Source organism: Chryseobacterium sp. R2A-55 (assembly GCF_021401085.1).
Classification (GTDB): Bacteria; Bacteroidota; Bacteroidia; order Flavobacteriales; family Weeksellaceae; genus Kaistella.
In genome coordinates, this window is the sequence record NZ_JACBFP010000002.1 from 443,949 (window position 1) to 468,756 (window position 24,808).

At 37.6% G+C, this 24,808-nt stretch carries 19 protein-coding genes; 12 read left to right on the forward strand and 7 right to left on the reverse strand.

What is annotated here, in order from left to right:
• Positions 1–15 precede the first annotated feature (15 nt).
• From L0951_RS04870 to pckA, 7 genes are all read left to right on the forward strand, one after another.
• A complete protein-coding gene (locus tag L0951_RS04870; RefSeq protein WP_234109915.1) occupies positions 16–1,947 on the forward strand; it encodes a putative porin in 1,932 nt (643 codons plus the stop codon).
• An 8-nt stretch (positions 1,948–1,955) separates the two neighbouring features.
• On the forward strand, positions 1,956–2,141 hold the full coding sequence (locus L0951_RS04875) for a DUF559 domain-containing protein (RefSeq protein ID WP_234109916.1): 186 nt from the start codon (positions 1,956–1,958) through the stop codon (positions 2,139–2,141).
• A gap of 442 nt (positions 2,142–2,583) precedes the next feature.
• Positions 2,584–4,170 (forward strand): bacillithiol biosynthesis cysteine-adding enzyme BshC, encoded by a 1,587-nt coding sequence (bshC, locus tag L0951_RS04880; protein ID WP_234109918.1) that lies wholly within the window; start codon positions 2,584–2,586, stop codon positions 4,168–4,170.
• A 39-nt stretch (positions 4,171–4,209) separates the two neighbouring features.
• A complete protein-coding gene (locus L0951_RS04885; RefSeq protein ID WP_234109920.1) occupies positions 4,210–6,180 on the forward strand; it encodes a LysM peptidoglycan-binding domain-containing protein in 1,971 nt (656 codons plus the stop codon).
• 67 nt (positions 6,181–6,247) lie between these two features.
• The gene (fabD, locus tag L0951_RS04890) at positions 6,248–7,123 is read left to right on the forward strand and encodes an ACP S-malonyltransferase (RefSeq protein WP_234109922.1); all 876 of its coding nucleotides are present in this window, start codon (positions 6,248–6,250) and stop codon (positions 7,121–7,123) included.
• A 125-nt stretch (positions 7,124–7,248) separates the two neighbouring features.
• Positions 7,249–8,169, forward strand: coding sequence for a GYDIA family GHMP kinase (locus L0951_RS04895; RefSeq protein WP_234109924.1), 921 nt, complete (start codon positions 7,249–7,251; stop codon positions 8,167–8,169).
• Positions 8,170–8,296: 127 nt separating this feature from the next.
• Positions 8,297–9,901, forward strand: coding sequence for a phosphoenolpyruvate carboxykinase (ATP) (gene pckA / locus L0951_RS04900; protein WP_234109926.1), 1,605 nt, complete (start codon positions 8,297–8,299; stop codon positions 9,899–9,901).
• A 337-nt stretch (positions 9,902–10,238) separates the two neighbouring features.
• Here pckA and L0951_RS04905 read toward each other — a convergent pair whose 3' ends face one another.
• The 7 genes from L0951_RS04905 to L0951_RS04935 all read right to left on the reverse strand — a co-directional run bounded on the left by L0951_RS04905 (position 10,239) and on the right by L0951_RS04935 (position 19,649).
• Positions 10,239–10,871 (reverse strand): hypothetical protein, encoded by a 633-nt coding sequence (locus L0951_RS04905; protein ID WP_234109927.1) that lies wholly within the window; start codon positions 10,869–10,871, stop codon positions 10,239–10,241.
• Entirely contained in the window at positions 10,868–11,158 is a 291-nt protein-coding gene (locus tag L0951_RS04910; RefSeq protein WP_234109928.1) for a hypothetical protein, read from the reverse strand. Before L0951_RS04910 ends, L0951_RS04905 begins: the two co-directional genes overlap by 4 nt.
• Positions 11,159–11,168: 10 nt before the next feature.
• Positions 11,169–14,189 carry a type I restriction endonuclease subunit R gene (locus tag L0951_RS04915; RefSeq protein WP_234109929.1) on the reverse strand — a complete coding sequence of 1,007 codons (3,021 nt, stop codon included), beginning with the start codon at positions 14,187–14,189 and terminating at the stop codon, positions 11,169–11,171.
• Positions 14,190–14,196: 7 nt separating this feature from the next.
• Positions 14,197–14,766, reverse strand: coding sequence for a DUF4411 family protein (locus L0951_RS04920; RefSeq protein ID WP_234109930.1), 570 nt, complete (start codon positions 14,764–14,766; stop codon positions 14,197–14,199).
• Entirely contained in the window at positions 14,750–15,862 is a 1,113-nt protein-coding gene (locus L0951_RS04925; protein WP_234109932.1) for an ImmA/IrrE family metallo-endopeptidase, read from the reverse strand. The genes L0951_RS04920 and L0951_RS04925 overlap by 17 nt, the downstream gene beginning before the upstream one ends.
• Positions 15,863–15,970: 108 nt before the next feature.
• Positions 15,971–17,299 carry a restriction endonuclease subunit S gene (locus L0951_RS04930; RefSeq protein ID WP_234109933.1) on the reverse strand — a complete coding sequence of 443 codons (1,329 nt, stop codon included), beginning with the start codon at positions 17,297–17,299 and terminating at the stop codon, positions 15,971–15,973.
• A gap of 1 nt (position 17,300) precedes the next feature.
• Positions 17,301–19,649, reverse strand: a complete 2,349-nt coding sequence (locus tag L0951_RS04935; protein ID WP_234109935.1) for a class I SAM-dependent DNA methyltransferase — start codon at positions 19,647–19,649, stop codon at positions 17,301–17,303.
• A 507-nt stretch (positions 19,650–20,156) separates the two neighbouring features.
• On the opposite strand from L0951_RS04935, the gene L0951_RS04940 reads away from it, so the two are divergent.
• The 5 genes from L0951_RS04940 to L0951_RS04960 all read left to right on the forward strand — a co-directional run bounded on the left by L0951_RS04940 (position 20,157) and on the right by L0951_RS04960 (position 24,765).
• The gene (locus tag L0951_RS04940; protein WP_234109936.1) at positions 20,157–21,494 is read left to right on the forward strand and encodes a hypothetical protein; all 1,338 of its coding nucleotides are present in this window, start codon (positions 20,157–20,159) and stop codon (positions 21,492–21,494) included.
• A 2-nt stretch (positions 21,495–21,496) separates the two neighbouring features.
• Positions 21,497–21,793, forward strand: a complete 297-nt coding sequence (locus L0951_RS04945) for a hypothetical protein (RefSeq protein ID WP_234109938.1) — start codon at positions 21,497–21,499, stop codon at positions 21,791–21,793.
• 239 nt (positions 21,794–22,032) lie between these two features.
• Positions 22,033–22,722, forward strand: a complete 690-nt coding sequence (locus tag L0951_RS04950; protein ID WP_234109940.1) for a hypothetical protein — start codon at positions 22,033–22,035, stop codon at positions 22,720–22,722.
• 28 nt (positions 22,723–22,750) lie between these two features.
• Positions 22,751–23,992, forward strand: a complete 1,242-nt coding sequence (locus tag L0951_RS04955; RefSeq protein ID WP_234109942.1) for a BT4734/BF3469 family protein — start codon at positions 22,751–22,753, stop codon at positions 23,990–23,992.
• Entirely contained in the window at positions 23,959–24,765 is an 807-nt protein-coding gene (locus L0951_RS04960; protein ID WP_234109943.1) for a hypothetical protein, read from the forward strand. Before L0951_RS04955 ends, L0951_RS04960 begins: the two co-directional genes overlap by 34 nt.
• Positions 24,766–24,808 lie beyond the last annotated feature (43 nt).

Genomic DNA, 24,808 nt, shown 5'->3' on the forward strand with positions numbered 1-24,808 from the left:
CACCAAAGAAAAAAAATGAAGTACCTCCTTCTCTGCCTAATGGTTTTTTGCAGCACCATCCAAGCGCAGGTGATCAGCAAAACAGATTCCAACCGAATCAAACCGCAGGATACCCTCATTATCGATTCCGGGCAAAGAGATTCCCTGAAAATCTTTAAACCGACTATTTACGATTACCAATACCAAACCCGGTTTTCAGAGAAAAAGATATTTGATACCGATTTCACGCAGGATAAAACATTCATTTTTAGTCAGTACAACAACCGCGATAATTTTGGGAATATTCAGTTTGCCAATATCGGTTCAGGCTTTAACCCCATGGTTTACCAAGTGAACACCGAGCAGAATCTTTCACTTCTTCCGGCCAGAAAATCACATTTTATTCCCGGAATTGACGATATTAAATATTATGATGTAAAAACCCCGACTACCGCTTTCATCTACCATAATTCGGTGAGCAGTGGTGCAGCGCTCCAATCGACCTATACCCAGAATATCGGTAAAAATTTCAACTTTGCAGTGGAATATATGGGGCTTCGCTCACTCGGTTTCTATCTGCATGATCTTGCATCGAATAACAACATTATTTTTTCCGGACATTTCAAATCAAAGAATTCCAAATACGAAGCATTCGCACATTACCTTCATTCCAACGTGAATAATGAAGAAAATGGTGGAATCTCCGATGTTTCGCTGTTTCTGGGTGGAAACAGCAATTTCAATACCCGGCTCAACCTCCCGGTTAATCTACAGTTTTCGGATTCCAGATTCGGTTACCGGAGATATTATTTCAGTCATGAGTTCCGGCCGTTTTCATCAGAGAAATTCCCATTCAAAATCCGCCATACCATTTTTCATCAGGGAAATAAATATTATTACAACCAATCGCAGCCGGAACCGTATTTTTTCTCAGTACCTGAAGATTTGGTGGATTACCCGCTTTCTTCCAAGAAGTATTCTGAAAATCTCAGCAATACCATCAGTGTCCTATTCGACCGGAAAAACTTTAAACTGGATGCGGGTGTCCGTCACCAAGTGATTAAACTCGGTATCGGAGCACCTTTTGCAGAACCGTTTGCCGGTTTTCCGCAGGAACTTTCAGAAAACAGAATCGGCGCGGTTGGTAATCTTCTGATAAAACTTTGGGACAAAGTTCAGCTGAATTCCAACCTGGAATTTTCCAATGGAAATGAGTTCGGAAGTTTTCTGCGTTCCCAAAACCTCATGAAATTTGAACCCATCAAAGATTATTTTGTCAATGCCAAAGTGAATTTTCAAACGGCATCGCCAAGCTTTAATCTCCTGATGAACCCATCGGTTTACAGAAAATTCAATTTCTTTCTGGACCGGCCCAAAAACGAAACCATTACAGAAATCGGTGGTGATGTGCACCTGAAATGGTTCCGTAGCTTGATTTTTGCCAATTATTTCAGGATTGATCATTACACGTATTTGGATTCAAACACGCAGCCGCAGCAAAGCGGTTCGTCATTAAATATTTCCCAAATCGGTGGTGAAGCTACTTTTTCTTACGGAAAATTCCATCTGAATCCGCGGGTGCTTTTCCAAAGTGCACTCACCAACAAGGAATTATACCCCATGCCAAATTTTGTGGGAAGGTTTAATTTTTTCTATCAGACAAAAGCATTTAAAGAGGTCGCCGAAATCCAAACCGGCATCAAAATCTATTACTTCACCAAATTTGCATCCAGGGAGTTTTCGCCCATCTTAAACGAGTTTATTTTGCCCGGATCGAATTCCTATTCCATCGGAGGAGAGCCCATCGGCGATGTATATTTCAATTTGAAAGTGAAGAGAATGTTTTTCTTCATCGAAGCGCAGCATCTGAACACCACCTTCATGCAAAACAAATCTTTCACCGCACCCAATTATCCGCTCTACGATTTCCGGTTTAATCTGGGAATTGTCTGGTATCTTTTCAGCTGATGACCATCATGAAGAAATTTAAACCAGGATATGACGATGGAATGTGGGAAGGAGCGCCCGAAGATTCTTTTTCAAAGGAACGGTATTTAAGGCATTTTGCAACTGACGCGGAAAAGTTTTTAGGGGAACATTTGGGAGCAAATGAATTACGGGGACTGAAGTTCAGGAGGCAACATCCGATAGATATTTTGTAGTGCAGATTTTTATTTTCATCAGTTGAAATTGATCATTGGAATTGATGGTGCTTTTCATTGTACCAAGGAACAGTTTGAAAAGATAAGGTAAGAAGCGCTATATTGGCTTGAAACGGATCAGAAGTTATCCGGTTCACGAACGAAAATGTGATGAAAAACGTAGAATCAGTATTAAATAAAATAGAAAGTACAGTTGATAACATCCTGTCAAAAACCAAAGATCCAAATTTCCCCGACCCTGAAGGGAATTGAATTTTTGGCTTTCCAGGTTTGGAATGATAAAGAAATGACTTTCATAAATTTGTGATCTACTGCAAAGAAAGTTCCTTCCTCCACTTCTCTACGTGTCGGCAGACAGGCTTTAGGGATTAGGGAATCAGAGCAGGGGATTATTCGGGATTCATAAAAAATTAAATAAAACACCGGTATTACCAAAACAGTTTTGAAAAACCTCACCAACATACCATTCACCTCCATCGAGGGCATTCCACAAATCATCAAGGATTTCCTGAACAGGGAAATTGATGGATTTGAGCACACTGTATTCAGCTCCGAAAACATTGAAAGACAATTTGTTCTGAAGTTTGGAAACTTCGGTTCAGAACAGAGAAATACACTTTGCGGTGTTTTGCAAAAACAAAATGCCGACCTCCAATTAACGGATCAGCAAAAAGAAAATCTGGAATTGCTGACGAATGAAAACACTTTTACCGTAACCACCGGTCATCAACTCAACCTTTTTACGGGGCCTGTTTTTTTTGTGTATAAAATTTTGCAGACCATTAAGCTTTCCGAATTCTTAAACCAAAAATTCCCGGACAGAAAAGTTGTTCCTGTTTTTTGGATGGCCACCGAAGATCATGATTTTGAGGAAATCAACCATTTCCGGACCGAAACCGGCTATTATGAAACCAAAGCGAAATCTGGCGGAGCAGTCGGCAAAATCCGTTTGGAAGACGATTTCTTTATTTCCGAGTTTGAAAATGAGTTTAAAGACACTGTTTTTGGGACAGAACTGATTCTGATGATGAAACGTGCCTACAAAAAAGGGAAAACGCTTGCTGAATGCACTAAACTTTTGGTTCAAGAGCTTTTCTCAGCATACGGATTAATCATAATTGATGGGGATGAAGCCTCGTTGAAATCTGAAATGAAGGAAGTATTCAAAAATGAACTCCTTCATCAGGAATTACAAAATGCTACAAAAGATACCGTTGATTTTCTAACCGGAAAATATGGAAAAGTGCAGGTTAACCCGCGGGAAATCAATCTTTTTTATTTAACGGAAACCCGGAACAGGATTGAGTTCAAGAACGGAAGATTCCACGTGGTTGATACGGATCTTTTTTTCTCTGAGGAGGAAATTTTGAATGAACTGGACAATCATCCCGAAAGATTCAGTCCCAATGCATTGATGCGGCCGGTTTTTCAGGAAAAGGTTTTGCCTAATCTGGCTTATATCGGTGGAAATGCCGAAATTATGTATTGGCTGGAGCTGAAGGATTATTTCAGGAAAACCCATCTCACTTTTCCGGTTTTGATTCCCAGAAATTCGATGCTTTTCGTGCCTGAAAAGACATTAACCAAAAGCAAAAATTTGGGCCTGGAAATTGAAGATTGGTTCAGGAATTTTGCTTCAGTTTCGAAGGGCATTCTGCTGGATGACCATGAAATCAAAAGTCTTTTGGACGAAGAAGAAAAATCTTTAATGAATCAGTTTGACCGGATTTCAGCTAAGGCAGCACTCACAGATCAGTCTTTCGGCAATTTGGTGAATGCGGAAAGAGCGCGTCAGTTAAAGTCCTTTTCGAGGATGAGAAAACGGCTTCTCCGTGCAGAAAAGATCAAGCAGCAGGAAAAACTGGAACGTTTAGAGCAGCTGTTTTTGAAGGTGCATCCCGGAAAGATCTGGCAAGAAAGGGTGTTCAATTTTTCGGTTTTTTATTCGGAATCCGGCAAGGAATGGCTCAGAAATTGTTACCACGCAATGGATGCTGAAAAGTCACAATTGATAATTTTTTCACTTTAATTTTAAAGCATTATTTTTGTAATCCGTTAGAAACAAAACATGATTAAAAAGTTTTTCATTTTATCTGGTGTCATCGCTTTTGCGGCGGTTTCCGCACAAAAAACACACACGGTTGAAAAAGGTGACAATCCATATAATATCTCAAAGAGATACGGACTGACTGTGGATGAGCTTTATACACTCAACCCGAATGTGAAAGAAGGAAAGATCTCCATCGGCGAAGTTCTGGCAGTGCAGAAAACAGAAAAACAAGGTGTTAAAACTCCTGAATCGGGGAAAGTTGCGAAAGACCCTCAGGCGACTTCAGGAGCGTTGGGCAAAATTGTATTGGAGCCTAAACAAACCATCTACGGAATTACCAAACAGTACCAAATTTCGGAAACCGAGCTTCGGAAACTGAATCCCAATCTGGATTCCCATATGAAAATCGGGGATCAGGTGACGCTTCCACTGGCCAACATAAAAAAATATGGCGGTACCCAGAAGCCGGTATCAGAGGTTGCAGTAAATAGCAGCAGGACCGAAGCGGTTCCCACTAAAACCGATGTGAAAGTACCTTCGGAAAAAGTTGCGGATGACTCCTATTTAGTGCAGCCGAAAGACAATTACTATAAGCTCAGCAAAACCTTTAACATCACCCAAAAAGAATTATTCGCCCTGAATCCAGGTTTGGAGGCGAAAGGTCTTCAACCCGGCGATGTCATCAAAATCAAGGCAGATGATTCCGCCAATTTTGAAACGGAGCATTCAGCCGGTTCCGATTCCAGGCAGTTTTCGGGAAATACTTCTTCCGCCATATCTTCCACGGTTTCAGATCCGGCCGCAGCAGCGGATGATTATGTGACCTATACGGTTCGGGATGGCGACACCGTTTTTGGAATTCTGAACAGATTCGGGATTACCTTAGATGAACTTCTTTCGCTCAATCCGAATCTGGCAAACGGCCTGAAAACCGGGATGGTCCTGAAAATCAAAAAACTGGAAGCCGGCTATGTGAAAAAAACCGGAGACGCACTGAATGTAGTGCTGATGCTTCCATTCGGATTTGACAGTAATGATGCCAAATACAGAGCACTGTCTTTCGATTTCCTTTCCGGAGCAAAATTGGCGATTGAAAGAAGCGCGCAAAGTGGTCAGAAGCTTGATGTGAAAGTGGTTGATGCAGGAAATGAGAGCAGTTTCAAGAATTCTCTCACCCAAATCAATAAAGACAATACCGATTTGATTATCGGTCCGCTTTTTAAATCAAACGTTTTGGAGGTGCTGGATTTTGTGAAAGACAAAAGGATTCCGGTAGTGGCACCCTTTGCCAATTCCGATGATCTTTTAGGGTACAGCAATCTGGTCATTATTGAGACCAACGACCAAGTTTATGCAGACCGCATCATCAAAGAAGTGAAAGACGTTTTCCAGGACCAAAAAATCTATATTGTGGCCGACAGCGAAAAAACCCGTGCCAACTATCTGAAAACCGGTTTGGAAAAATCGCTGAAAAATCCCAAAATCACCGTGGTCAATTCCGCTGCAGAGATTCAGCCGGATCAGAATATGATGACAGGACAATCAGCGCCGGTCATTGGGATTTTGGCCAGTGACAATTCCTCGGTTGGTGATGCTTTTGCGGCAAAAATGATTTCACTTTCCAAAGAGGTGCAGGGAATCAAGGCGTTCAGCATGTATTTCGCGCCGTCTTTTGAGAAAAAAGTGGACGAACTGAGTCAGACTAATCTGGTTTATTTAATGGACCGAAAGATTGATACCGACGGCAGTTTTGAAAAGGAAATTTTGGCCTCTTTCAAAAGCAAATATTGCAAAACACCTTCCAGATACGCAATTATCGGGTTTGATGTGGTCAACGACATGTTGAGCAGGGAAAATAAAAAAGGCGAAATCTTTAAACAGATGAACAAGGTTCAAACCCAACTCGCCACTAAATTTGAATTCGAAAAAACCAAAACAGGAGCTTACGTGAACAAAGGTTACCGAGTGGTACGTCTGGTTCCTCAATAAATTGTAACAAGCGATATCTGATGGCACCATGTGATCGTGAACCATCCATTATTTTTAAAAATAAACTATGAAAGCACTTGTATTTCCTGGTCAGGGTTCCCAGTTTGTCGGAATGGGTAAGGAATTATATGATTCCCGAAAAGACATTAAAGACATCATGGATTCTGCCAATGATATTTTAGGATTTGACATCCTTTCCATCATGTTCCAAGGGACGGAGGAAGACCTGAAGAAAACAGAAGTTACCCAACCCGCCATTTTCATCCATTCCCTTGCGGCCTTAAAAACGGTCAACGGAATAGGAGCGGATATGGTTGCAGGACATTCTCTGGGTGAATTTTCAGCTTTGGTGGCTAATGGAGTTCTCACCTTTGAAGACGGTTTAAAATTGGTGTCCACGCGTGCAAAAGCGATGCAGGAAGCCTGTGATGCGAATCCGAGTTCCATGGCTGCAATTCTCGGACTTGCAGATGATGTGGTGGAAAGAGTTTGCGAGGAAACCCCTGGAATTGTGGTTCCTGCGAATTACAACTGCCCCGGTCAGCTCGTCATCTCCGGTGAAACTGAAGCCGTTCAGTTGGCTTGCGAAAAAATGAAGGAAGCCGGCGCAAAAAGAGCATTGCTCCTTCCTGTAAACGGTGCGTTTCATTCGCCATTAATGTTGCCGGCTCAGGAAAAATTAGCTGAAGCCATCAACAAAACAAAGTTCTACAAACCCACGATGGATGTTTATCAGAACATCACGACCACGGCGGTTTATGATGCCGAAGAAATCAAAAACAACCTGATCGCACAGTTAACAGGACCTGTGAAATGGACGCAGTCTATTCAACATATGATCAAAAAAGGAGCCTCTGACTTTGTGGAGGTAGGACCGGGGAAAACACTGCAGGGACTGATCAGGAAAATAGATGGTAGTGTCATTGTTTCCTCTGCTGTTTGAGTTTCATAAGACTACTTTTAAGAATATCCGGACTTGCCTGCACTGAAGCAGTGTTGAAGCGAGTCCGTTTCATTTCAGACCATTAAGCTGGCTGGATTTACAGCCCCAATCTTTAATATATAGAATTGAAAGCTGAATCAGAAAGAAGTTTCTTTTCACCCGGAAAATTGCTGCTCACTTCGGAGTATGCTGTTTTGGACGGTGCTTTGGCGCTTGCCGTTCCCACCCAATTAGGGCAGGAATTATCTGTGGTGGAAATGGAGGACGGGCAGTCTATGATTTCCTGGAATGCCTTTCACCAAAATCAACCTTGGTTAAGCGCTAAAATCAATTATCAGCATTGGGAAATTACAGAAGCCAACATTCCGGATTCCGCGCGGTTTGTCTTAAAGGTCTTAAAGCAAGTTCAAAAAAGCTCTGCCCTAAAATTTCAGGGAAGCACTTCTTACGAAATACAAACCAATCTTCAGTTTCCTGCTGATTTCGGATTGGGCAGCAGTTCCACTTTGATGACTAATCTCTCGGATTGGGCTGAAATTGATGCCTTCGAACTGAATGCAAGCTGTCTTGGCGGCAGTGGTTATGACATAGCGGTTGCGCAGGCAAAATCGGCCATCTTTTACCGGTATCTTAAAGGGGAGCGGAAGACAGAAAAACTCCATTTCCAACCAGAGTTCCGAAGCGAGCTGATTTTCATTCATTTGAACCGGAAACAGGACAGCAGAAAGGGAATCGAGATGTATCGCTCAAAACCCAAATCTCCGGATCTCATTGCGCAACTTTCTGCTTTGACCCACGAAATCTTTCTGACCGGTGATCTTGAAAAATTTTCAGAAAAGATGGAGGATCATGAGTGCAGACTTTCTGAATTTCTCGGAATGGCAACGGTGAAGGAAAAATATTTCGAAAATGCCCCGGTTTTTGTCAAAAGTCTGGGAGCATGGGGTGGTGATTTTGTCTTAAGTCGCAAATTTTCCGGTTTCAGGGAGTATTTTTCGGGAAGAGATTTCTCCACAATTTTTGAATGGGACGAGTTAATTCTTTGATTCATAATACAATACTGTAGCGGATTTTTCTTGCAGAATCTGATGAATATCAGTAATTTTAAAGGTCATTAAATTTCTTTAATGGCTAATTTTGCTTTTTAACTTAAAATCTACATTAAAAGTCGCTATGAAGAACATCAAAATCATTCAGCAATTGCACGAGCTGGGAATTACAGGTTACGAGGAAGTCGTTTATAACCCCAGCTACGAGGAATTGTATAATGCAGAAATGTCAACCAGAAATAAGGGTTTCGAAAAAGGTGCAGTCACCGAATCGGGAGCGGTAGCAGTAAAGACGGGAATTTTTACTGGCCGTTCACCAAAAGACCGGTATATCGTGGAAGATGATATCAGCAGAGATACCATCAACTGGGATGGAAAAGTGAATTTTCCGACTACACCCGAAATTTTTGAAAGCTGCAAGCAATTGGTTTTGAAACAACTTTCCACTTCCAAGAGAATTTATGTAGTAGATGCATTTTGCGGGACCAATCCGGATACCCGGATCAAAGTGAGATTCATTATGGAAGTGGCTTGGCAAGCGCATTTTGTGACCAATATGTTCATCAGACCTTCAGTTTATGAGCTGGAACATTTTGGTGAGCCGGATTTTATCGTGATGAACGGGTCCAAAACCGTGAATCCAAATTGGAAAGAACAGGGGCTTCATTCTGAAAACTTCGTGATGTTCAACCTCACCGAAAAAATGCAGATTATCGGTGGAACCTGGTATGGCGGCGAAATGAAGAAAGGCATGTTTGCGATGATGAACTACTATCTTCCGCTGAAAGGTATGGCTTCCATGCACTGCTCAGCAAACGTAGGCGAAGAAGGTGATGTGGCTTTGTTCTTCGGACTTTCAGGAACCGGGAAAACCACACTTTCGGCAGATCCGAAAAGATATTTGATCGGTGACGATGAGCATGGGTGGGACGATGATGGCGTTTTCAACTACGAAGGTGGATGCTATGCGAAAGTAATCGATTTGACCGAGGAAAAAGAACCGGATATTTTCCGCGCAATCAGAAGGGATTCATTATTGGAAAATGTGGTCGTAAATGAGTACGGAGAAGCGGATTACAAAGACAATTCAATTACGGAAAACACCAGAGTTTCTTACCCGATTTACCATATCAACAAAATTGTGTTGCCTTCCAAAGCAGGACATGCGAAAAAAATCGTTTATCTGTCTGCAGACGCATTCGGAGTGTTGCCTCCGGTTTCTATTTTGAATGACGATCAGGCGCAATACCACTTCCTATGCGGATATACCTCAAAATTGGCGGGAACAGAAAGAGGGATCACCGAACCACAACCATCGTTTTCACCGGCGTTTGGTGAGGCTTTCCTCACTTTGCACCCAACGATGTATTCTAAAACTTTAATCGGGAAAATGAAGGAACACGGAGCAAGAGCGTATTTGGTAAATACCGGATGGAACGGTACCGGAAAAAGAATTTCCCTGAAAGATACACGCGCAATTATAGACGCCATCATAGACGGATCGATTGATGGTGCTGAAAAAGCGGTTGTTCCAATCTTGAACCTTGAAATCCCTACAAATCTTCCACACGTTTCAGAAGGAATTCTTGATCCTCGACATACTTATGCCGATGCATCAGAATGGGAGAAGAAAGCAAGAGATTTGGGTGCGCAATATGTGAAAAACTTTGAGCAGTATTGCGATACTGAAGAAGGAAGAAGATTGGTTTCTGCGGGACCTCAATTGTAATGAGACAAGTAATCTGTCTGCGGACAGACAGAAAATAATTAAGAAATAAGCTTTCGAGCTAAATAAAATTCCTCCAATTGATTTTGGGGGAATTTTTTGGTTTAAAATAAGAAATTAAGCAAAAAAAATAACCAACTGAAAATCAATTGATTATTTTTATTAAAGTGGAGCAGGAGGTTCATAAACTATTGGTCAGCATTGGGTTCATCTGGCTTTTGTGTTCATATTATATAGTTTAAAAGCAAAATTTCACAAGTCCAATTTTAAATTATTGAAAAACAAATGATGTAATTTTTCTCTTCAACATTAGATGTGGGGAGAATGTGGGGAAGAAGATTTACTTCAAGTTATTGCCGAAGATGAACAAAAACATTTCCAGATTTACTGGACTAACCTTAAGCTGATTCGAAGTTCGGTGCATTGTCTTTAGATAATCTAAGTAATATTTCAGCGCATTATGCCTGGATAGGTTTTGAAGGTTTTCAAATTCTTCAAAGACCTTTGCCTGAAAAACCCGCAATATTCTTTCATCAAGAATCAACGCATCATAATCTCCAAATTTCCAAGTCCTGAAATAAAGCAATTTTGAAATTGTTGATATTCCTAATCCTGGGAAATCACTTAGTTTCTGAAGAACATCTTCCAGTTCATTTTCAATGACCAAACCTCTTCGTGGTAAATTGATTATTTCTGAAAGCTCATTAATGTTTTCGAAAATTGCAGTATCATTGGAATGACCACGCATTCCTCTTGGATAACCCCACATAATCACCAAATAAACAAAAAGGTCAATGGGACACTTTGAAAAAATATCGTTTCTGGAAATTTTCCTTTCTGGTAAACCCACAAAAATCTCATCAAGAATTTTTGTATCAATTTTCTTTTCCCAGGTGATGCGTTTTGTTACAAATGCCTGTTCTTGAACGGGCATTTCATTAATCAAGCCTTTGTAAGAAGATAAAGTTTTCATTGGGATTTTCTTTTTAACGAATGCGTAAGTAGAATCTCCAAAGATTCTTCTATAGCATCGACAACGTATGCTTTGTTGGATAGTTCCTCAGTATAATAATGTCTATACTCTTGAAGGATGTGTCCCAGGGTAATTTCTTCAGTGTCAAGCATTTTTTCCAAAATTTCCAACTTTTTATCAATTGTAGTTCTCGTCCACTCATCGGATAAATAATCGAAAACAGTTCTTAATGTTCGATGGGGAGAATACTGTCCCAAAACTTTGTCTGCGATTTCTTGATAGTACATAATCAATTTTTTATCTTACGTTAATCACCTGTTTCATAGTATTCAAAAATGCCTGGTAGAAGGAAGTATCCTGAGCGTATAACTTATAAAGTTCAAGCTCCTGCTTACGTTGTTGAGCCATTACCTCATCCAGAATTTTTTTCAGTGCTAATTCACGATTTTGGGCATCGTGGTTTTCGGCAACCTTCACTTTGAAATCTGGGTGAGCCTGAACCGATTTACTAAGAGTTAAGAACTTCACTCTTTGTTCTTCAGGAGTTGCTTCCCATCCCTGGAACCATTTCTCATTAAAATTTTTGATAATTTCTTCCAGTGGGTCTTTATTTTCATCTCCGTAAGCTCCTCTAACCGTTGCCTTTTGTGGGTCGACTTCTGTTTCAGAGTCATCAAGTTGAATCGTAGTATTAAGTTTACTTCTTTCCAAGCCGTATGTAGAAAGGTCAACTGATTCTAAAAGCTCATCAAGACCTTCAACACCAGTTTTTACAATCAGTTTAGGGATAAGGAACTTCAGGAACCAGAATAGTTTTTCCCATCCAATAATTTCAAAAGGCAATATTGAAGCAACTTGTCCATAAATTTTCACAAACTGTTTAGCCTTAATTTTAATGTCTGCTTTTTCTTTGTCCTCAAGTTCAAATTCTACATTAAATCTTTGCGCTGCAACATCAATAATTGGACTTAATTGCTGGGCATCTACGCCATTGAAATATTTTTGATTAAAATCATCAACTTCAAACTGTTCGTAGATTCCAGTACCATCTAAAGAATCCTTAATTTCATGAAGCACATTAACATCTGTCGCACCACTTAAAGTAGTGGATGTATAGAATGGGTCAAACGAGGTCTTGATATCTTCAGTAGAGTTAAAGAAATCTAACACAAAAAGGTCTTCCGTTTTCTTACCCAGTTTATTGGCTGAACGGTTCAATCTGGACAATGTCTGCACCGCCAAAACTCCCTGAAGCTTTTTGTCCACGTACATTGCAGTCAATTTGGGCTGGTCAAACCCTGTGAGATACTTGTTAGCTACAACCAGAATTCTGTACTCATCTTCATCAAACTTTTCTCTGGTTTCAGCTTCTGAAAATCCATTCATTTGAGCCTCAGTATATTTTATGCCATCAACTGATTTCTCACCTGAAAAGGCAATTGCAATTTTGAACGGATTCCCTCTTTGGTTCAAAAGGTTTTGAAGAGCTTTGTAATAACGGATAGCAGATTCGATGCTTTGGGTTACTACCATTGCTTTTGCCTTTCCTTTCAGTTTCTTAGGCTTATAAACTGTATCCAGAAAATGCTCCAGCATAATTTCTGCCTTCGTATTGATGGTTTGCTGATGTTTTTCAACATAGGCTTTCAGTTTTTTCTGAGCTTTGGCTGTATCAAATAAAGGGTTTTCCTCAATTGATTTTGTCAGTTCATAATAACTCTTATAGGTAGTGTAATTGGCAAGAACATCCAGAATGAATCCTTCCTCAATTGCTTGTTTCATAGAATACAGATGGAAAGGTTTAAAAGAACCGTCTTCTTGCTGTTCACCAAACTTTTCCAGTGTCGTATTCTTGGGAGTAGCTGTAAATCCAAAATAAGATGCGTTTGGAGTCATTTTACGTGACTTCATTGCCTCGTTAATCTTGTCTTCCCAATCCTCTGCATCCTGGTCTTCATTGGCTCCTAAAGCTCTGTTAAGATTATCTGCTGCTGTGCCACTGTTTCCTGAGTGAACCTCATCTATCAGCACGGCAAACTGCTTATTACTCATGTCAGCAATTCCGTCCACAATAAATGGGAATTTCTGAATAGTTGTAATGATGATTCTTTTCCCAGTTTCAAGTGCTGTCTGCAAGTCTTTGGAGTTGTATGCAGGAGCAACGATATTTTTTACCTCAGAGAATTCTTTGATATTATCTCTCAACTGTTTATCCAACAACCTTCGGTCTGTTACTACAATTACTGAATCAAATAAAGGGTCATCCAAACTTCTTGTACCAGCACTTAATGCATTTTCAGGATAGGCTTCGATTAATTGATAAGCCAACCATGTTATGGAATTCGATTTACCAGAACCTGCGCTGTGCTGTATTAGATACCTTTTTCCCACTCCGTTCTTTTCTGTATCTGCAATAAGTTTCCTCACAACATCTAACTGATGATACCTTGGAAAATACAGTGTTTTCTTAGTCAAAGCATCTTTGTCAGTGCCATCAAACCTCACGAAATGCTGGATGATATTGGCAATACTTTGTCTGGTTAAAACTTCCTGCCACAAATAGCTGGTTTTATGCCCAAAAGGATTTGGTGGGTTTCCTTTTCCAAAATTATTACCCAGGTTGAAAGGTAAAAAGAATGTATTGCCACCAGCCAATTTTGTAGTCATATAAGCCTCATCGGTGTCAACAGCAAAATGTACAATACACCTTCCAAAATTTAATAAAGGTTGGGCAATATCCCGTTTGTACATGTACTGATTAATGCCGTGAACTCTGGCATTCTGCCCTGTCCAATGGTTCTTAAGTTCTATGGTAATTATAGGAATTCCATTTAGGAAAATTACCATATCTATTTCTTCTAAGGGATTACTTTCTGAATACCTTAACTGACGAGTTACATTGAACTGGTTTTTTTCGAAGTTTTCTTTTACGGATTTGCTGCTATTTTGTAAAGGATAAACATAGAATAAAGTAAAATGAGCATCATCAACATCCAAACCTTTTCTAAGGATTTTTAGAACTCCATACTTCTTAATCATCTTATCCAATCTGTCCAGAATCTTGAGTTTCCAGTCTGATTGACGTTTTAGCTTTTCAAGTTCTTCAGCTTGGGTTTCCTCCAGGAAGTTCCAGAATCGGTGTTCATCTACTGCAAATTTGGCATTGTAATCATCAGGGCTTCCGATATAAAAGCCGTTGCCACCATAAGGTGACTGAGATTCTGCTACTATTCCGTTTTTAATATCTTCGGTGGAGCAACCTGCCAAAGCTTTTTCTATGGCTACTTCGAGAGCTTTTTCGTTGGTTTGGGATTTCATTTAATTATTAGTTTATTTCGATAACTAACTCATTTTGCAACTCTAAAAATTCTTGAATATTAAGTGTTCTAATATTTAGGAAATCGCATATCGCTGGAATTTTTTTGAAATATTTCCTATCATTCGCTCTATTTGTTTCTTCAGTAATCAAAACTGCTTCAATATCTGCATTTTTAAAATTATGACACTTTACAATCATCTTAATATCAGCAGAATTAAGAAATAACTTTTTCTCAACTTCATATTCAGCTGAAGACAAACGATTAGTTAATGCTCTTACTGCAAAACTATTGTCAACCATTCTATAAAACCTTTCATGTGCAAACGGAATTAAATCTTCAGTCTTTTCTCCTACTTGATTCTTTTTACAAAATTCTTTATCATTCAAGAAATCCAATCTTTGCACGACTAATTTTTGAGAGACAAATCTCGCCTCCTCTAAGACTTTATCAATGACTAAAATCTCCCCATTTTCAATTTTCTTTTTTAGGAATTCGTAAAGTTTATTTTTCTTGTCATTGGGTAGGTAATATCTGGCTAATGACAACAGAGAACTACAATCAATTACTGCTATCATAGATATACCTTTCAAAATTTTCCGATTTAATATTTAATTTCTGGCAAAATTCATATTCTGAAATCGCTCCTTCAAAATATGCTTTTTGATAAGTGGAGATTACTAATGGGGACTTTATGGGAACAGCTGGTTGTGCAAAAGTTTTTACACCCATCTCCTTGTCAAGCTCTCGTTTCTTTTTCTCTTCTTCTCTTTTAGCTTCAAACTCTTCTTGAAGATTTTTTTTGAATTTTTGATAATAAGCTGGACTTATTTTCTCATTAATCAGCAACCTCGTCATCAAAGCAGTTCTGCTGAGATGAGTTTTAGAAGACACTTCTGTAATCAAGTCATGATGATAATCATTTTTGGGACTGGCAAATTCTACATTCGAAATCATCTTATCATACTCTGCAACAAGAAAATAATACGCAAATTCATTACACCATCTTTCAATTTTGTTGATAGGTGCTTGCATCGAGTTATAATTTACCTCTTCTGCAACTTCTTCATCTAATAAGTAATGTCCTAATTCATGAATTAGGGTAAAAATTTCTCTTCTGAAAAACCGTTGATTTCTTTTGAGTACAATGTTATTGGGTTTTATATAAAAACCATCAATGTTTGATTTCTCAATTTTAGCATGGTGCTCCACATATTCAAAAACTATTATATTGGCATAACCTAAAACCCGTATCAATTCTACAAGAAATTCCTTAGGCTGAACTTTGAATATTGGATTTAGCTTTTCCCTGATTTCTTTCCCTGCTTGTTTTGGAGAACTTGTTACGGAATAATTTGGAAGTACTCTTTCAAACTTTACATCAGATAATTTTGCAAGAGCCGACAATGACAGGCTTGTTTCTTCAAACTGATTTACTATCTGCTTTGCACCTAAGTTTAATTCCCCACCTAATTCTGTTTTTCTAAAAAATATACTTGCTTCCTTATTCTTTTCAGGTGTGCTTGGGTCAAGGTAATATTGGATGCCTTTGTTAAAGATTTTATCAATTTTCTTAAGATGAGAAATTTTTATTTCTTCTGTCCAAATCTGGTCTTTCGTAATGGGATTTTTTAAATCGCCACTAATTATAGACAATAATTCTTCTTCTGACATCTGATAAAGAGCCAGCAAAAAATTAATTCTTCCTATGTTATGGTGTACCTTCAAGAAAATATTTAAGTTTTATTGTAGCAAAATTAATTAAATAAAAAATGACTTTGGTTAGGTTACCCTCACTTTCCCCGTTACCACATTATCTATTAGTACGGTTTTGTACTCCTTAAGCTTTTCTATTTCCTGCTGCTTTATTGAAATTATTTTAAAATACTTTTCATTAATATTCTTTAATCTATCAACAATTCCTGTTAGATATTTTTTGTCAATTGGAACAGGAATTACAAAACCTAAAATTTTGGATTCTGAAATAGTAGGTATTGTTGAACCAATTACGTTTTTTTCAATTTGAGTTTTAAAACAATTAGATTTTAATGACTCATATAAAAAATCAACATTTAGTTTTATATTTTTTAAAACAAGTAATTGTGGGTTAATTGTTGCCTTTTGGGGTAGGCTTTTAACCATTCCAATCTTGCCATATGTAGAACCTGTTTTCACAATTAGTATGTCATTCTCTCTTATTTTAATTTCAGGTGATTCATTATATTTTTCCCAAGATAGAAAAGAATTCTTTTCAAATTCCATATCATTCTCTTTAATATTTGATGGACTAATTGTAATAGCTCCTTCACCTTCATCAACTAAATCTGATGTAGTATATCCTCGAAAACCAATTCTACCATAAGCTTCACAAAATGACTTCAACTTACTTAGTTTCCAATCTTCAGGAATCTCTCCAATCCAATCTACACCAGAGTCTTTGGTTTTGGTAGGTTTTGTCCATTGGTTGCCGTCCCAGATTTTTTTGCCAGTTACGAGTTCCTGTATCAGAATTTGCCGTCTTTCTTTCAGCAACTCTATTTCCTTTTCTTTGATGGCAATGGCTTGGTCTATCTTGGCAGTTTTTTCATCTAGAAATTCGGCTATGGCTTGTTGTTCTTCAGGTGGAGGAATAAAGAAAGGTATTTCTTTCATTCTACTTTTTGACAAATCCCACTGACCAATTCGTACTCCATCAGAAGCCGAACCAAAATGTGCAACATAAAATTTGCTTCTTATCGCTTTATGAAAATAATTTGGTACTATCTGTGAATTTAAATCAAAAATATAATAAGCTGGACTAACAATCCCATCATAGTTTGAAACACCATATGAACCTTGCCAAGCCTTCATTTTATTCATTCCAAACTGACCTTTCTTCAAAAATTTATAGCCAGACAAATCGTCAGGAATAAAATTATGGTTTTCAGAATCATCTTCTAAGTCTCTTAGGATGACACCTTTTTCTCTCGTTATTGATAACAAAGGTTTATCTGGCTGATTTTTAATTGAAATATCTTCTAAGATTGCGCCTAATCTCTTGACGTTCCAATGCTCGGGAATTTCACCCAACCATTTTACACCACTGTCTTTATAGCTGTCGTATTTTTTCATTTTAAAAATTTAAAATTTCAGCTAAAAGCCCATCTCCTTCTTTCTCCAAAGCCAATATATCTTCCGTAACCTCATCTAAAGTTCTTAATGGTGCAGGTTCATAGAAATATTTGTTAAAGCTTAATTCATACCCAATTTTTACAGTGTCCAAAGCAATCCAACTTTCCTCAGCATACGGTTTTACTTCTCTTAAGAAATAATCCTGGATGTTTTCTTTCAGTGGGATGCTCTCGCTGTCCCTTAAATCTGCTTCGGTTTCATAAATGGTATATTCTCCAGCTTTGTCTGTTGGAAAATAACCATAATAAGATAAATCTTCTTCCTTACAGCTCAGGTATTCTAAAAGTTCTGCAAGCTTTTTGTCATTCAGTTTCTCAACTTTTTTTACCACTTTGTCTGCCTCTTCATCATACCAGCTTACAGCATCCAGAATCTGTTTCTTTTCCGTGGCTGAAAGCTTGGTTTTATCCTGCTTTAATACCTCATCAACCTTGTCTGAGAAGAGATTGAAATTGGTATAGGTTTCTGTTCCCAAAACTTCCGTTAATCTGTTAGCAGTCTGGTACAACATTTCCTGCTTTTCCCAAGTTTCTTTTTTCAGGAATGAAGCCAACTGTTTCGGATTGAGACCAAGGTCGTTTTTCTCTACATAATCAGCAATTTCTTTCTTATGTTTTTCAAGTCCTTGGTATACTTCTAATCCATACTTTTCAAAGAGAACTTTACTGAAATCGGGATTGCTTTTTTCCCATTTCAGACTCTCAATTTTTTCAGTAGTGAATTGTGCTTTCAGCCGTTTCGGTCTCTCAATATTGACTTTGAAATAACCGAAATCATCATTGTCAAAAACTTTACTAGCAAGATTTCCCGTTTCTTTTTTGTCTAATTTTTTAAGTTCAACATAGCAGTCTAGGATTTCCTTGATGTGCTGTTTGGTGAGTTCACAGTTTTTGTTACCTAGATTTTTACGCAGCTTCTGGTACATTTCGCTAGCATCAATCAGCTGCACTTTACCTTTTCTTTTCTGAGATTTTTTATTAGATAAAATCCAGATATAGGTTGTAATTCCTGTGTTATAAAAGATATTATTAGGAAGCTGGATAATGGCTTCCAACAAATCGTTTTCTATAATATATCTTCTTATGTTGCTCTCACCGCCACCTGCATCTCCTGTAAACAGGCTGGAGCCATTATGTACCGAGGCAATTCTGCTTCCCATTGGGCTTTGCGATAGAGGTTTCATTTTATCTACCATATCCATTAGGAAAAGCAATTGGCCGTCACTGCTGCGAGGAACTGCATCGGCATCCTCTTCTTCACCCCAGTAGTTTTTGAGTTTGATTTGGAAGCGGGGGTCTATAATATCTTTTCCATCTTTGATGTACTTCTGCTCAGAGGCCCAGGACTTTCCATACGGTGGATTGGATAACATAAAATCGAAGGTAGTGCCAGCAAAGTCGTCTGTTGATAAGGTAGAGCCTACTTTGATGTGTTCAGGATTTTTCCCCTTAATCATCATATCCGATTTACAGATAGCATAGGTTTCGTCATTTACCTCCTTGCCGAAGAGATAAATGTCTGTATTGGTGGCTTTAATCTCCCCCTCGGGGTCGATGATAAAATTTTCAGACTCCGTAAGCATGCCGCCCGAGCCACTTGCCCCATCGTAGATAGTCAAGACTGAAGGAATATTATTTTTTATAGGTTCAAAGATTATGTGGGTCATTAGGTCGATAACTTCACGTGGTGTATAATGCTCTCCAGCTTCTTCATTATTCTCTTCATTGAACTTTCTTATAAGCTCCTCAAAAACATATCCCATCCCCAAGTTGGTCAGTGCAGGTAATTTTCTTCCTTGGGAATCCAGTTTTTCGAAAGGAGTTAGATTAATGTCTGGTGAAGTAAACTTCTCTAAAACATCAAGCAGAACATCCTTATCTGCCATATGCTTAATCTGCCTTCTAAGCTGAAATTTCCCAATAATCTCCTGCACATTGGCACTGAAACCGTTCAGGTAATCCTGAAAGTTACCCAGCAATATCTGTTGACTGTTTGTCGCAGTGGCATAAAGCTTTTGGAGAGTCCATTCACTTGTATTGTAAAATACAAATCCTGAAGCTGCTGACATACCTTTTTCGTCCCATTCGGTGAATTTCATCACCTCTTTCTGGAACTTCACTTCTTCCAGTACGGCATCTTTTGTAGGTTCCAATAGTGCGTCCAGTCTTCTAAGCACTACCATAGGGAGAATTACATCTCTGTATTTTCCTCTTACATATACATCTCTTAAACAGTCATCAGCAATTCCCCAGATAAAGGAAACCAGTTTATTATGAATGGCGTGGTTCATTAACAATATTTTAACGTGAAAAATACTGATTTTTAAAGAAATGAACAAATAGCATATTTTTTTTCGGGCTATAAAATATATAATTTAAATTATATAAGATACATTTTTTTAGTTAATGTTTGTTAAATTTTTGGTAAATTCAGTATATTTTCGTATTTATGCAAAGTCATTACAAGACAAGCGTTCTTTAACATAAAATCTATAGAGTATAAAGGGGTCGACCTCAAGGAAAATCTCCCTCATGTACAGCAACCGAAGTTTTAAAGCTCACGGTGCTTCATAGTCTGCACAAGACTTGGATTTGGCTAAGAAAAGAACATAGTAGCAAACAAAATTAAGAACTGGGATTCTTTATCCCTGAGTTTCAAAACTCATATTCCTCAATTTTTTAAGCTACTTTTTCTTCATGACAAATTCAGTTGGGACTTCCGTCATGAAGTACTCTATTGTGATTGATAGATTTTACTGAACATTTGAATAAAATAAATATTAACAAAATATAAAATTATGACAGTAAAATTTTATCTAAAAAACCCTAAAGAGGGTAAGAACACGATTCTGGTTAGAGTTCGTGAAGGAAGAAGGTTGGATATTACATCCAGTACTTCTGAGAATGTTAATCTACAAGATTGGGATTCTAAGAGCGGTGCCTGCTTAACTGTTATTGAAGAATTCAAAAATGGCAAGCTAGTTCAAAGCCGTGATTCAAAGGCAAAAGAAAGGCTGGTTGCAAATTCAAAAATAAATCGTGAACTTGAGAAAATCCGTGAGTCTATTGAGGAGGCTTATAAAAAATCTGATAAGTTAAATCTGAATAAAATCTGGCTTCAACAGATTATTTTTCCAGAAAGATTTGCTGTTGAAGAGGAGGAGAAGCCTTATACCCTTATGAACGCTGCAAGCGACTATCTTTCGTTCAAAGAGGAGGAATTTAGAAAAGGTAAGGTTAAAGAAGCTATTATAAAAAAGAGCAAATCACTTATGAAAATCCTTGAGCGATTATTTGAAAGTGAGGGTATTGAGCCACCTTTGGTAACTGAAGTAGATGCAAGTTTTTATAGAACGTTTGATAACTATTGCACTTTTACTGAGGAATATTTGCCAAGTTATACTGGGAGGAATTTCAAACTTATTAAAACTATGGTCTTTCATGCAGCTGCTAATGGTCACCCCTACAATGCTGGGTTAAGACACATAAAAATAAAGGTGGAACGTAGAAAATTTCCAACATTATCTTTTGAGGAATTGGAGCTTATAGAAAAGCATGGATATGACAACGATTATTTGGTTAACGCAAGAGATTGGTTAATTATAGGAGCTTTTTGTGGGCAAAGAGCATCAGACCTTTTGAGGTTTAGTACGTCAATGATTGAGGAAGAGATAATTGAGGGTGTAAAAACCTACTTTATCTGTTTTCAACAGGAGAAGACAGGAAAAATCTTGCGTCTTGCTCTTCATCATAAAATCGTAGCAATTCTGGAGAAGAGAAACTGGAATTTTCCACGGCAGATATCAGACCAGAGGTTTAACGAATACATCAAAGAAGTGGTTAAGTTAGCTGGAATCAATGAGATGTGTGAAGGTGGAATATCCTCAGCAGGCAAAAATGGAAGAGTAAGAAAAAGATATGGGATGTATCCGAAACATATGCTTATAACTTCCCACTGTTGCCGAAGAAGTTTCTGTACAAACTTTTACGGCTTAATTGAGACTTCAACATTAATGGTAGCTTCAGGGCATTCAACCGAAAAGCAGTTCAGGGAATATATTCAAGATGTAGACAGAAAACAAGCAGAAACATTTGCGAAAGCAATTAATACAGTAACAACTTTAAAAATAGCATAATTATGAATGGAATTACATTTTTAGACAATGATACAATCATTGTAAAAGTCGAAAGGCTACAGTTAATCATTAAGCAGTGTATGCATTATGAAATGAAGAGATTGGAGCAAAGGATTGAGGAACTTATTGAAGACAAGGATAGGATAGTGCACAAGAAAGAAGTGTGTGAGATTCTTGACATCAGTCCTTCTACATATGATAATTGGGTGCGTAAAGGTACCTTAAAATCTCATCTAATTGGTAGTAAGCCATATTGCTTGATGTCCGAAATAAAAGCAGCAATGAAGCCTGCAAATTAAGTATCAGGAGGGCTCTTAAGTGAGTGACCAACCTTTGTTTTAAGCCCGTTTTTACGTGGTTAAAGGTGGGAAAACGATACGGGAACAATTGTTCCAAAACCTAAAAAAATCGGGCAGAGAAACACTTCCATTCACTTACTACAGTGTTTTGTCTCTCTAAAAACTCTGCTCATTTTATTTTTTTCAGGAAGTTGTCCTCAGGGTGAGGGTGACTCAATTAACAATTAAATAAAAATAAAATGAAATCTATTCGTACAAACAATTTAGCAGAAGTAACTTCTAACTATTACAATTCACTATCAAAAGAAGAAATCAATGATGTTATCGAGATTAAGGAAGGACTTCCTTACACAAATCTTTACACATTAATTCACCAGTTAAAGACCGAGAATTCAAGTCCTATAGAAATTGGACAAAGCATAGGTAGATGTATTCTTTCATTGAATCCGTTCCTGCCCAAAAAAGCATTGAGTTATTTCCTTAAAATTCATATGATTTCTCATTTCAGTATCCATTTAAGCAGTCAAAATCTGGATGGATTTGTTAAAAAAATCTACAGATATCAAAATAATGAGATATTGGAAAATGACTGTGTGAAATTCATAGTTAATCCTGAAAGTGCTTTAGATATTAGAGCAAAAATCAACTTGATTACAACCTTTAAGACTTCTGCTTCCTCAACAAAGCAAAGGAGCCTTTATTACTTCTTGTGTGCATTGATAGACCTGGGAATTATGAATCAGTTGAATACAGAACTTAAAGTTATTAATACCATTTCTGAATTCAATGAAAAACTAACCTCTAAAAATTTTGAAAGCCTTACTGACAAGGTCTTCAATGAAAGATGTCGATTATTAGAGAAACATAATTTCGACAAAGAACGAAACTTAAGAAATTCTCAAAAGTTAACTTTAAACCAAGCAGCATAAACAACAATCGTCAATAAACAAATTAGAAATGTTAAAAATTTACGACAACGTATTCAGCAAAAATTCAACTTCAGAATTTAAAAATCCAGAAGAAGTAATCAATTTTATCAGAGGTGATAGACCAGACTTGGCAAAAATCAAACAATTAAGAACTCTTGAAAAGGGAACTGAGGATTCAAATAGAATAAAGACCTCGTTACCTGCAATTCTCTGGAATTTTGATTCCTCAGGATGCAGAAGGAAAGAGTGCCTTACCGAATCTACTGGATTAATATATTTTGATGTTGACAGAAAAAACGGTACAGAAGTTAACTACGAATTCAATAAAGATTACTTCTATGCTTATTGGAAGAGTGTTACTGGAACAGGATATGGTTCCTTGGTTAGAGTTTCAGGAGTAACTACAGAAAACTTTGATGAGGCATATAAGATTATTGCCGATACATTACACATTCCCTATGATGAGTCAGCAGATAGAAAAACACAGTTAAACATTCTTTCTTATGACCCAGATATCTTTTTTAACCCAAACAGCGAGGTAATTGACTTTTCATACCTACAAAATGAAATCAACCCAGAGGCAGAAATTGAGAAAAACACGCAACCCATAGAAGAAAATGTTTTTTTTATGAATAGTGAAAGGGTTACCACTTTTTCTAAATTGAGATATGACAACTTCGATGAAAAATCTGAAAATATCAACTTACAGTTTGATGAAAATGGCTTGTGTGATTTGGGTGAAAACAGAATTCATTATACGCAAGTCTACGTTCCTAAAGTTATTAATCAAGGGAATAGACACGCAACGCTTCAACGAATAGCTATCCAACTGATAACTTTAAATCCTCATGTTAATCTGAACCAACTATCGAGTTTGATTTGGACTATTAACAAGGAAAAATGCTATCCTTCCAAGCTGCTCTCTGAAACTGATAATTTATGTAAATCCTGTCTAAATGGTAGGGATAACTATAAATTATTTCCAAACAAGACACGAAGGTTTTTCTTTGAAGACCCTTCACTTCCAAGAGAAACCAAAATTAGCATGATTACAACTTACAGAAATAGACAGACTGGACTGATTAATCAAAATAATGTTTTGATAAAGATGCAGGAATTAGTAGGAAAAGGTGAAAAGTTTAAGTTAAAGGTTCTATTGAAGCTTACTGGGATTAAAACTACTAAAACACTCGTAAAACACCTGAAAGCAATAAAGAGTCACTTTCAACCTACAGAATGGAATTTACTATTAACCAATGCCAAGATTTAGCAGTGCATAAAATAATCGTGTTCTTCATTTACCAGAATCCCTTCATAATAAAACTCACAGTTGAAAGGCCGTATTTCATTTCATTCGTTTCATTATATCCTTTACGAGGAATCGAAGGGAGTTATTTCAATGAAGAGGTGAACTTCTATGAGCAAGAGGCAGCCTCGGTTATTAAGCGATTCCTTTTCACTAATCTGTTGCCCTATCACAGCTTGAATAGACATAAAGTGAATCTGCAAAACGAAATGATGATGTTGTTTTTTGATGAAGCAGAAGTAAAGAGTAGGGTGGAGATTTTTAAAGAATTTGATATTAAGTGTTTTTCAAAGAATGCCTTTAAAGATTTGAAAAAGACCGTAGCTCAATACATTCAGTTTAAGACGCTTTCTTTCGAAAACATAGAAGACGGTCACAGTGAAGTTAGAAACATGGAAATAATGGCTGAAACAATCTTAAAGGGGCAGGTCAATGATGTCTTATTTATAAACTATGAAGATAACAAGTATACTGGCGAGAGGTGTTCATCAATACTGCAACTAAGCTCAGTAAGCCTTCCCCAAGAATATCTTCTTCAAGAACTGAGGAAATTTAGGGAGTCAGCACCTCACATTGATGGAGATTACTATGAGAGCTATTGGAAAAGAATATTTCAAGAACGATTTGAGAGCTTTTCGGAGCAAAAGAAATTAAGCATCTTCCAATTGTCTAAATCTGAAAATCCCCTTTACATTTATAATCATGCTCTTTCAGACTGGTGGGTGAATCGTTATTGAGAGGTTGCATTACAGATTATCAATGATGAAGTAATTGTTTTAA

Bases quoted from the DNA above. Each gene is read 5' to 3' on its own strand.
- L0951_RS04870 (WP_234109915.1), top strand. From the start codon at position 16: ATGAAGTACCTCCTTCTCTGCCTAATGGTTTTTTGCAGCACCATCCAA.
- L0951_RS04875 (WP_234109916.1), top strand. From the start codon at position 1,956: ATGAAGAAATTTAAACCAGGATATGACGATGGAATGTGGGAAGGAGCG.
- L0951_RS04885 (WP_234109920.1), top strand. From the start codon at position 4,210: ATGATTAAAAAGTTTTTCATTTTATCTGGTGTCATCGCTTTTGCGGCG.
- fabD (WP_234109922.1), top strand. From the start codon at position 6,248: ATGAAAGCACTTGTATTTCCTGGTCAGGGTTCCCAGTTTGTCGGAATG.
- pckA (WP_234109926.1), top strand. From the start codon at position 8,297: ATGAAGAACATCAAAATCATTCAGCAATTGCACGAGCTGGGAATTACA.
- L0951_RS04905 (WP_234109927.1), bottom strand. From the start codon at position 10,871: ATGAAAACTTTATCTTCTTACAAAGGCTTGATTAATGAAATGCCCGTT.
- L0951_RS04910 (WP_234109928.1), bottom strand. From the start codon at position 11,158: ATGTACTATCAAGAAATCGCAGACAAAGTTTTGGGACAGTATTCTCCC.
- L0951_RS04915 (WP_234109929.1), bottom strand. From the start codon at position 14,189: ATGAAATCCCAAACCAACGAAAAAGCTCTCGAAGTAGCCATAGAAAAA.
- L0951_RS04920 (WP_234109930.1), bottom strand. From the start codon at position 14,766: ATGATAGCAGTAATTGATTGTAGTTCTCTGTTGTCATTAGCCAGATAT.
- L0951_RS04925 (WP_234109932.1), bottom strand. From the start codon at position 15,862: ATGTCAGAAGAAGAATTATTGTCTATAATTAGTGGCGATTTAAAAAAT.
- L0951_RS04930 (WP_234109933.1), bottom strand. From the start codon at position 17,299: ATGAAAAAATACGACAGCTATAAAGACAGTGGTGTAAAATGGTTGGGT.
- L0951_RS04935 (WP_234109935.1), bottom strand. From the start codon at position 19,649: ATGAACCACGCCATTCATAATAAACTGGTTTCCTTTATCTGGGGAATT.
- L0951_RS04940 (WP_234109936.1), top strand. From the start codon at position 20,157: ATGACAGTAAAATTTTATCTAAAAAACCCTAAAGAGGGTAAGAACACG.
- L0951_RS04945 (WP_234109938.1), top strand. From the start codon at position 21,497: ATGAATGGAATTACATTTTTAGACAATGATACAATCATTGTAAAAGTC.
- L0951_RS04950 (WP_234109940.1), top strand. From the start codon at position 22,033: ATGAAATCTATTCGTACAAACAATTTAGCAGAAGTAACTTCTAACTAT.
- L0951_RS04955 (WP_234109942.1), top strand. From the start codon at position 22,751: ATGTTAAAAATTTACGACAACGTATTCAGCAAAAATTCAACTTCAGAA.
- L0951_RS04960 (WP_234109943.1), top strand. From the start codon at position 23,959: ATGGAATTTACTATTAACCAATGCCAAGATTTAGCAGTGCATAAAATA.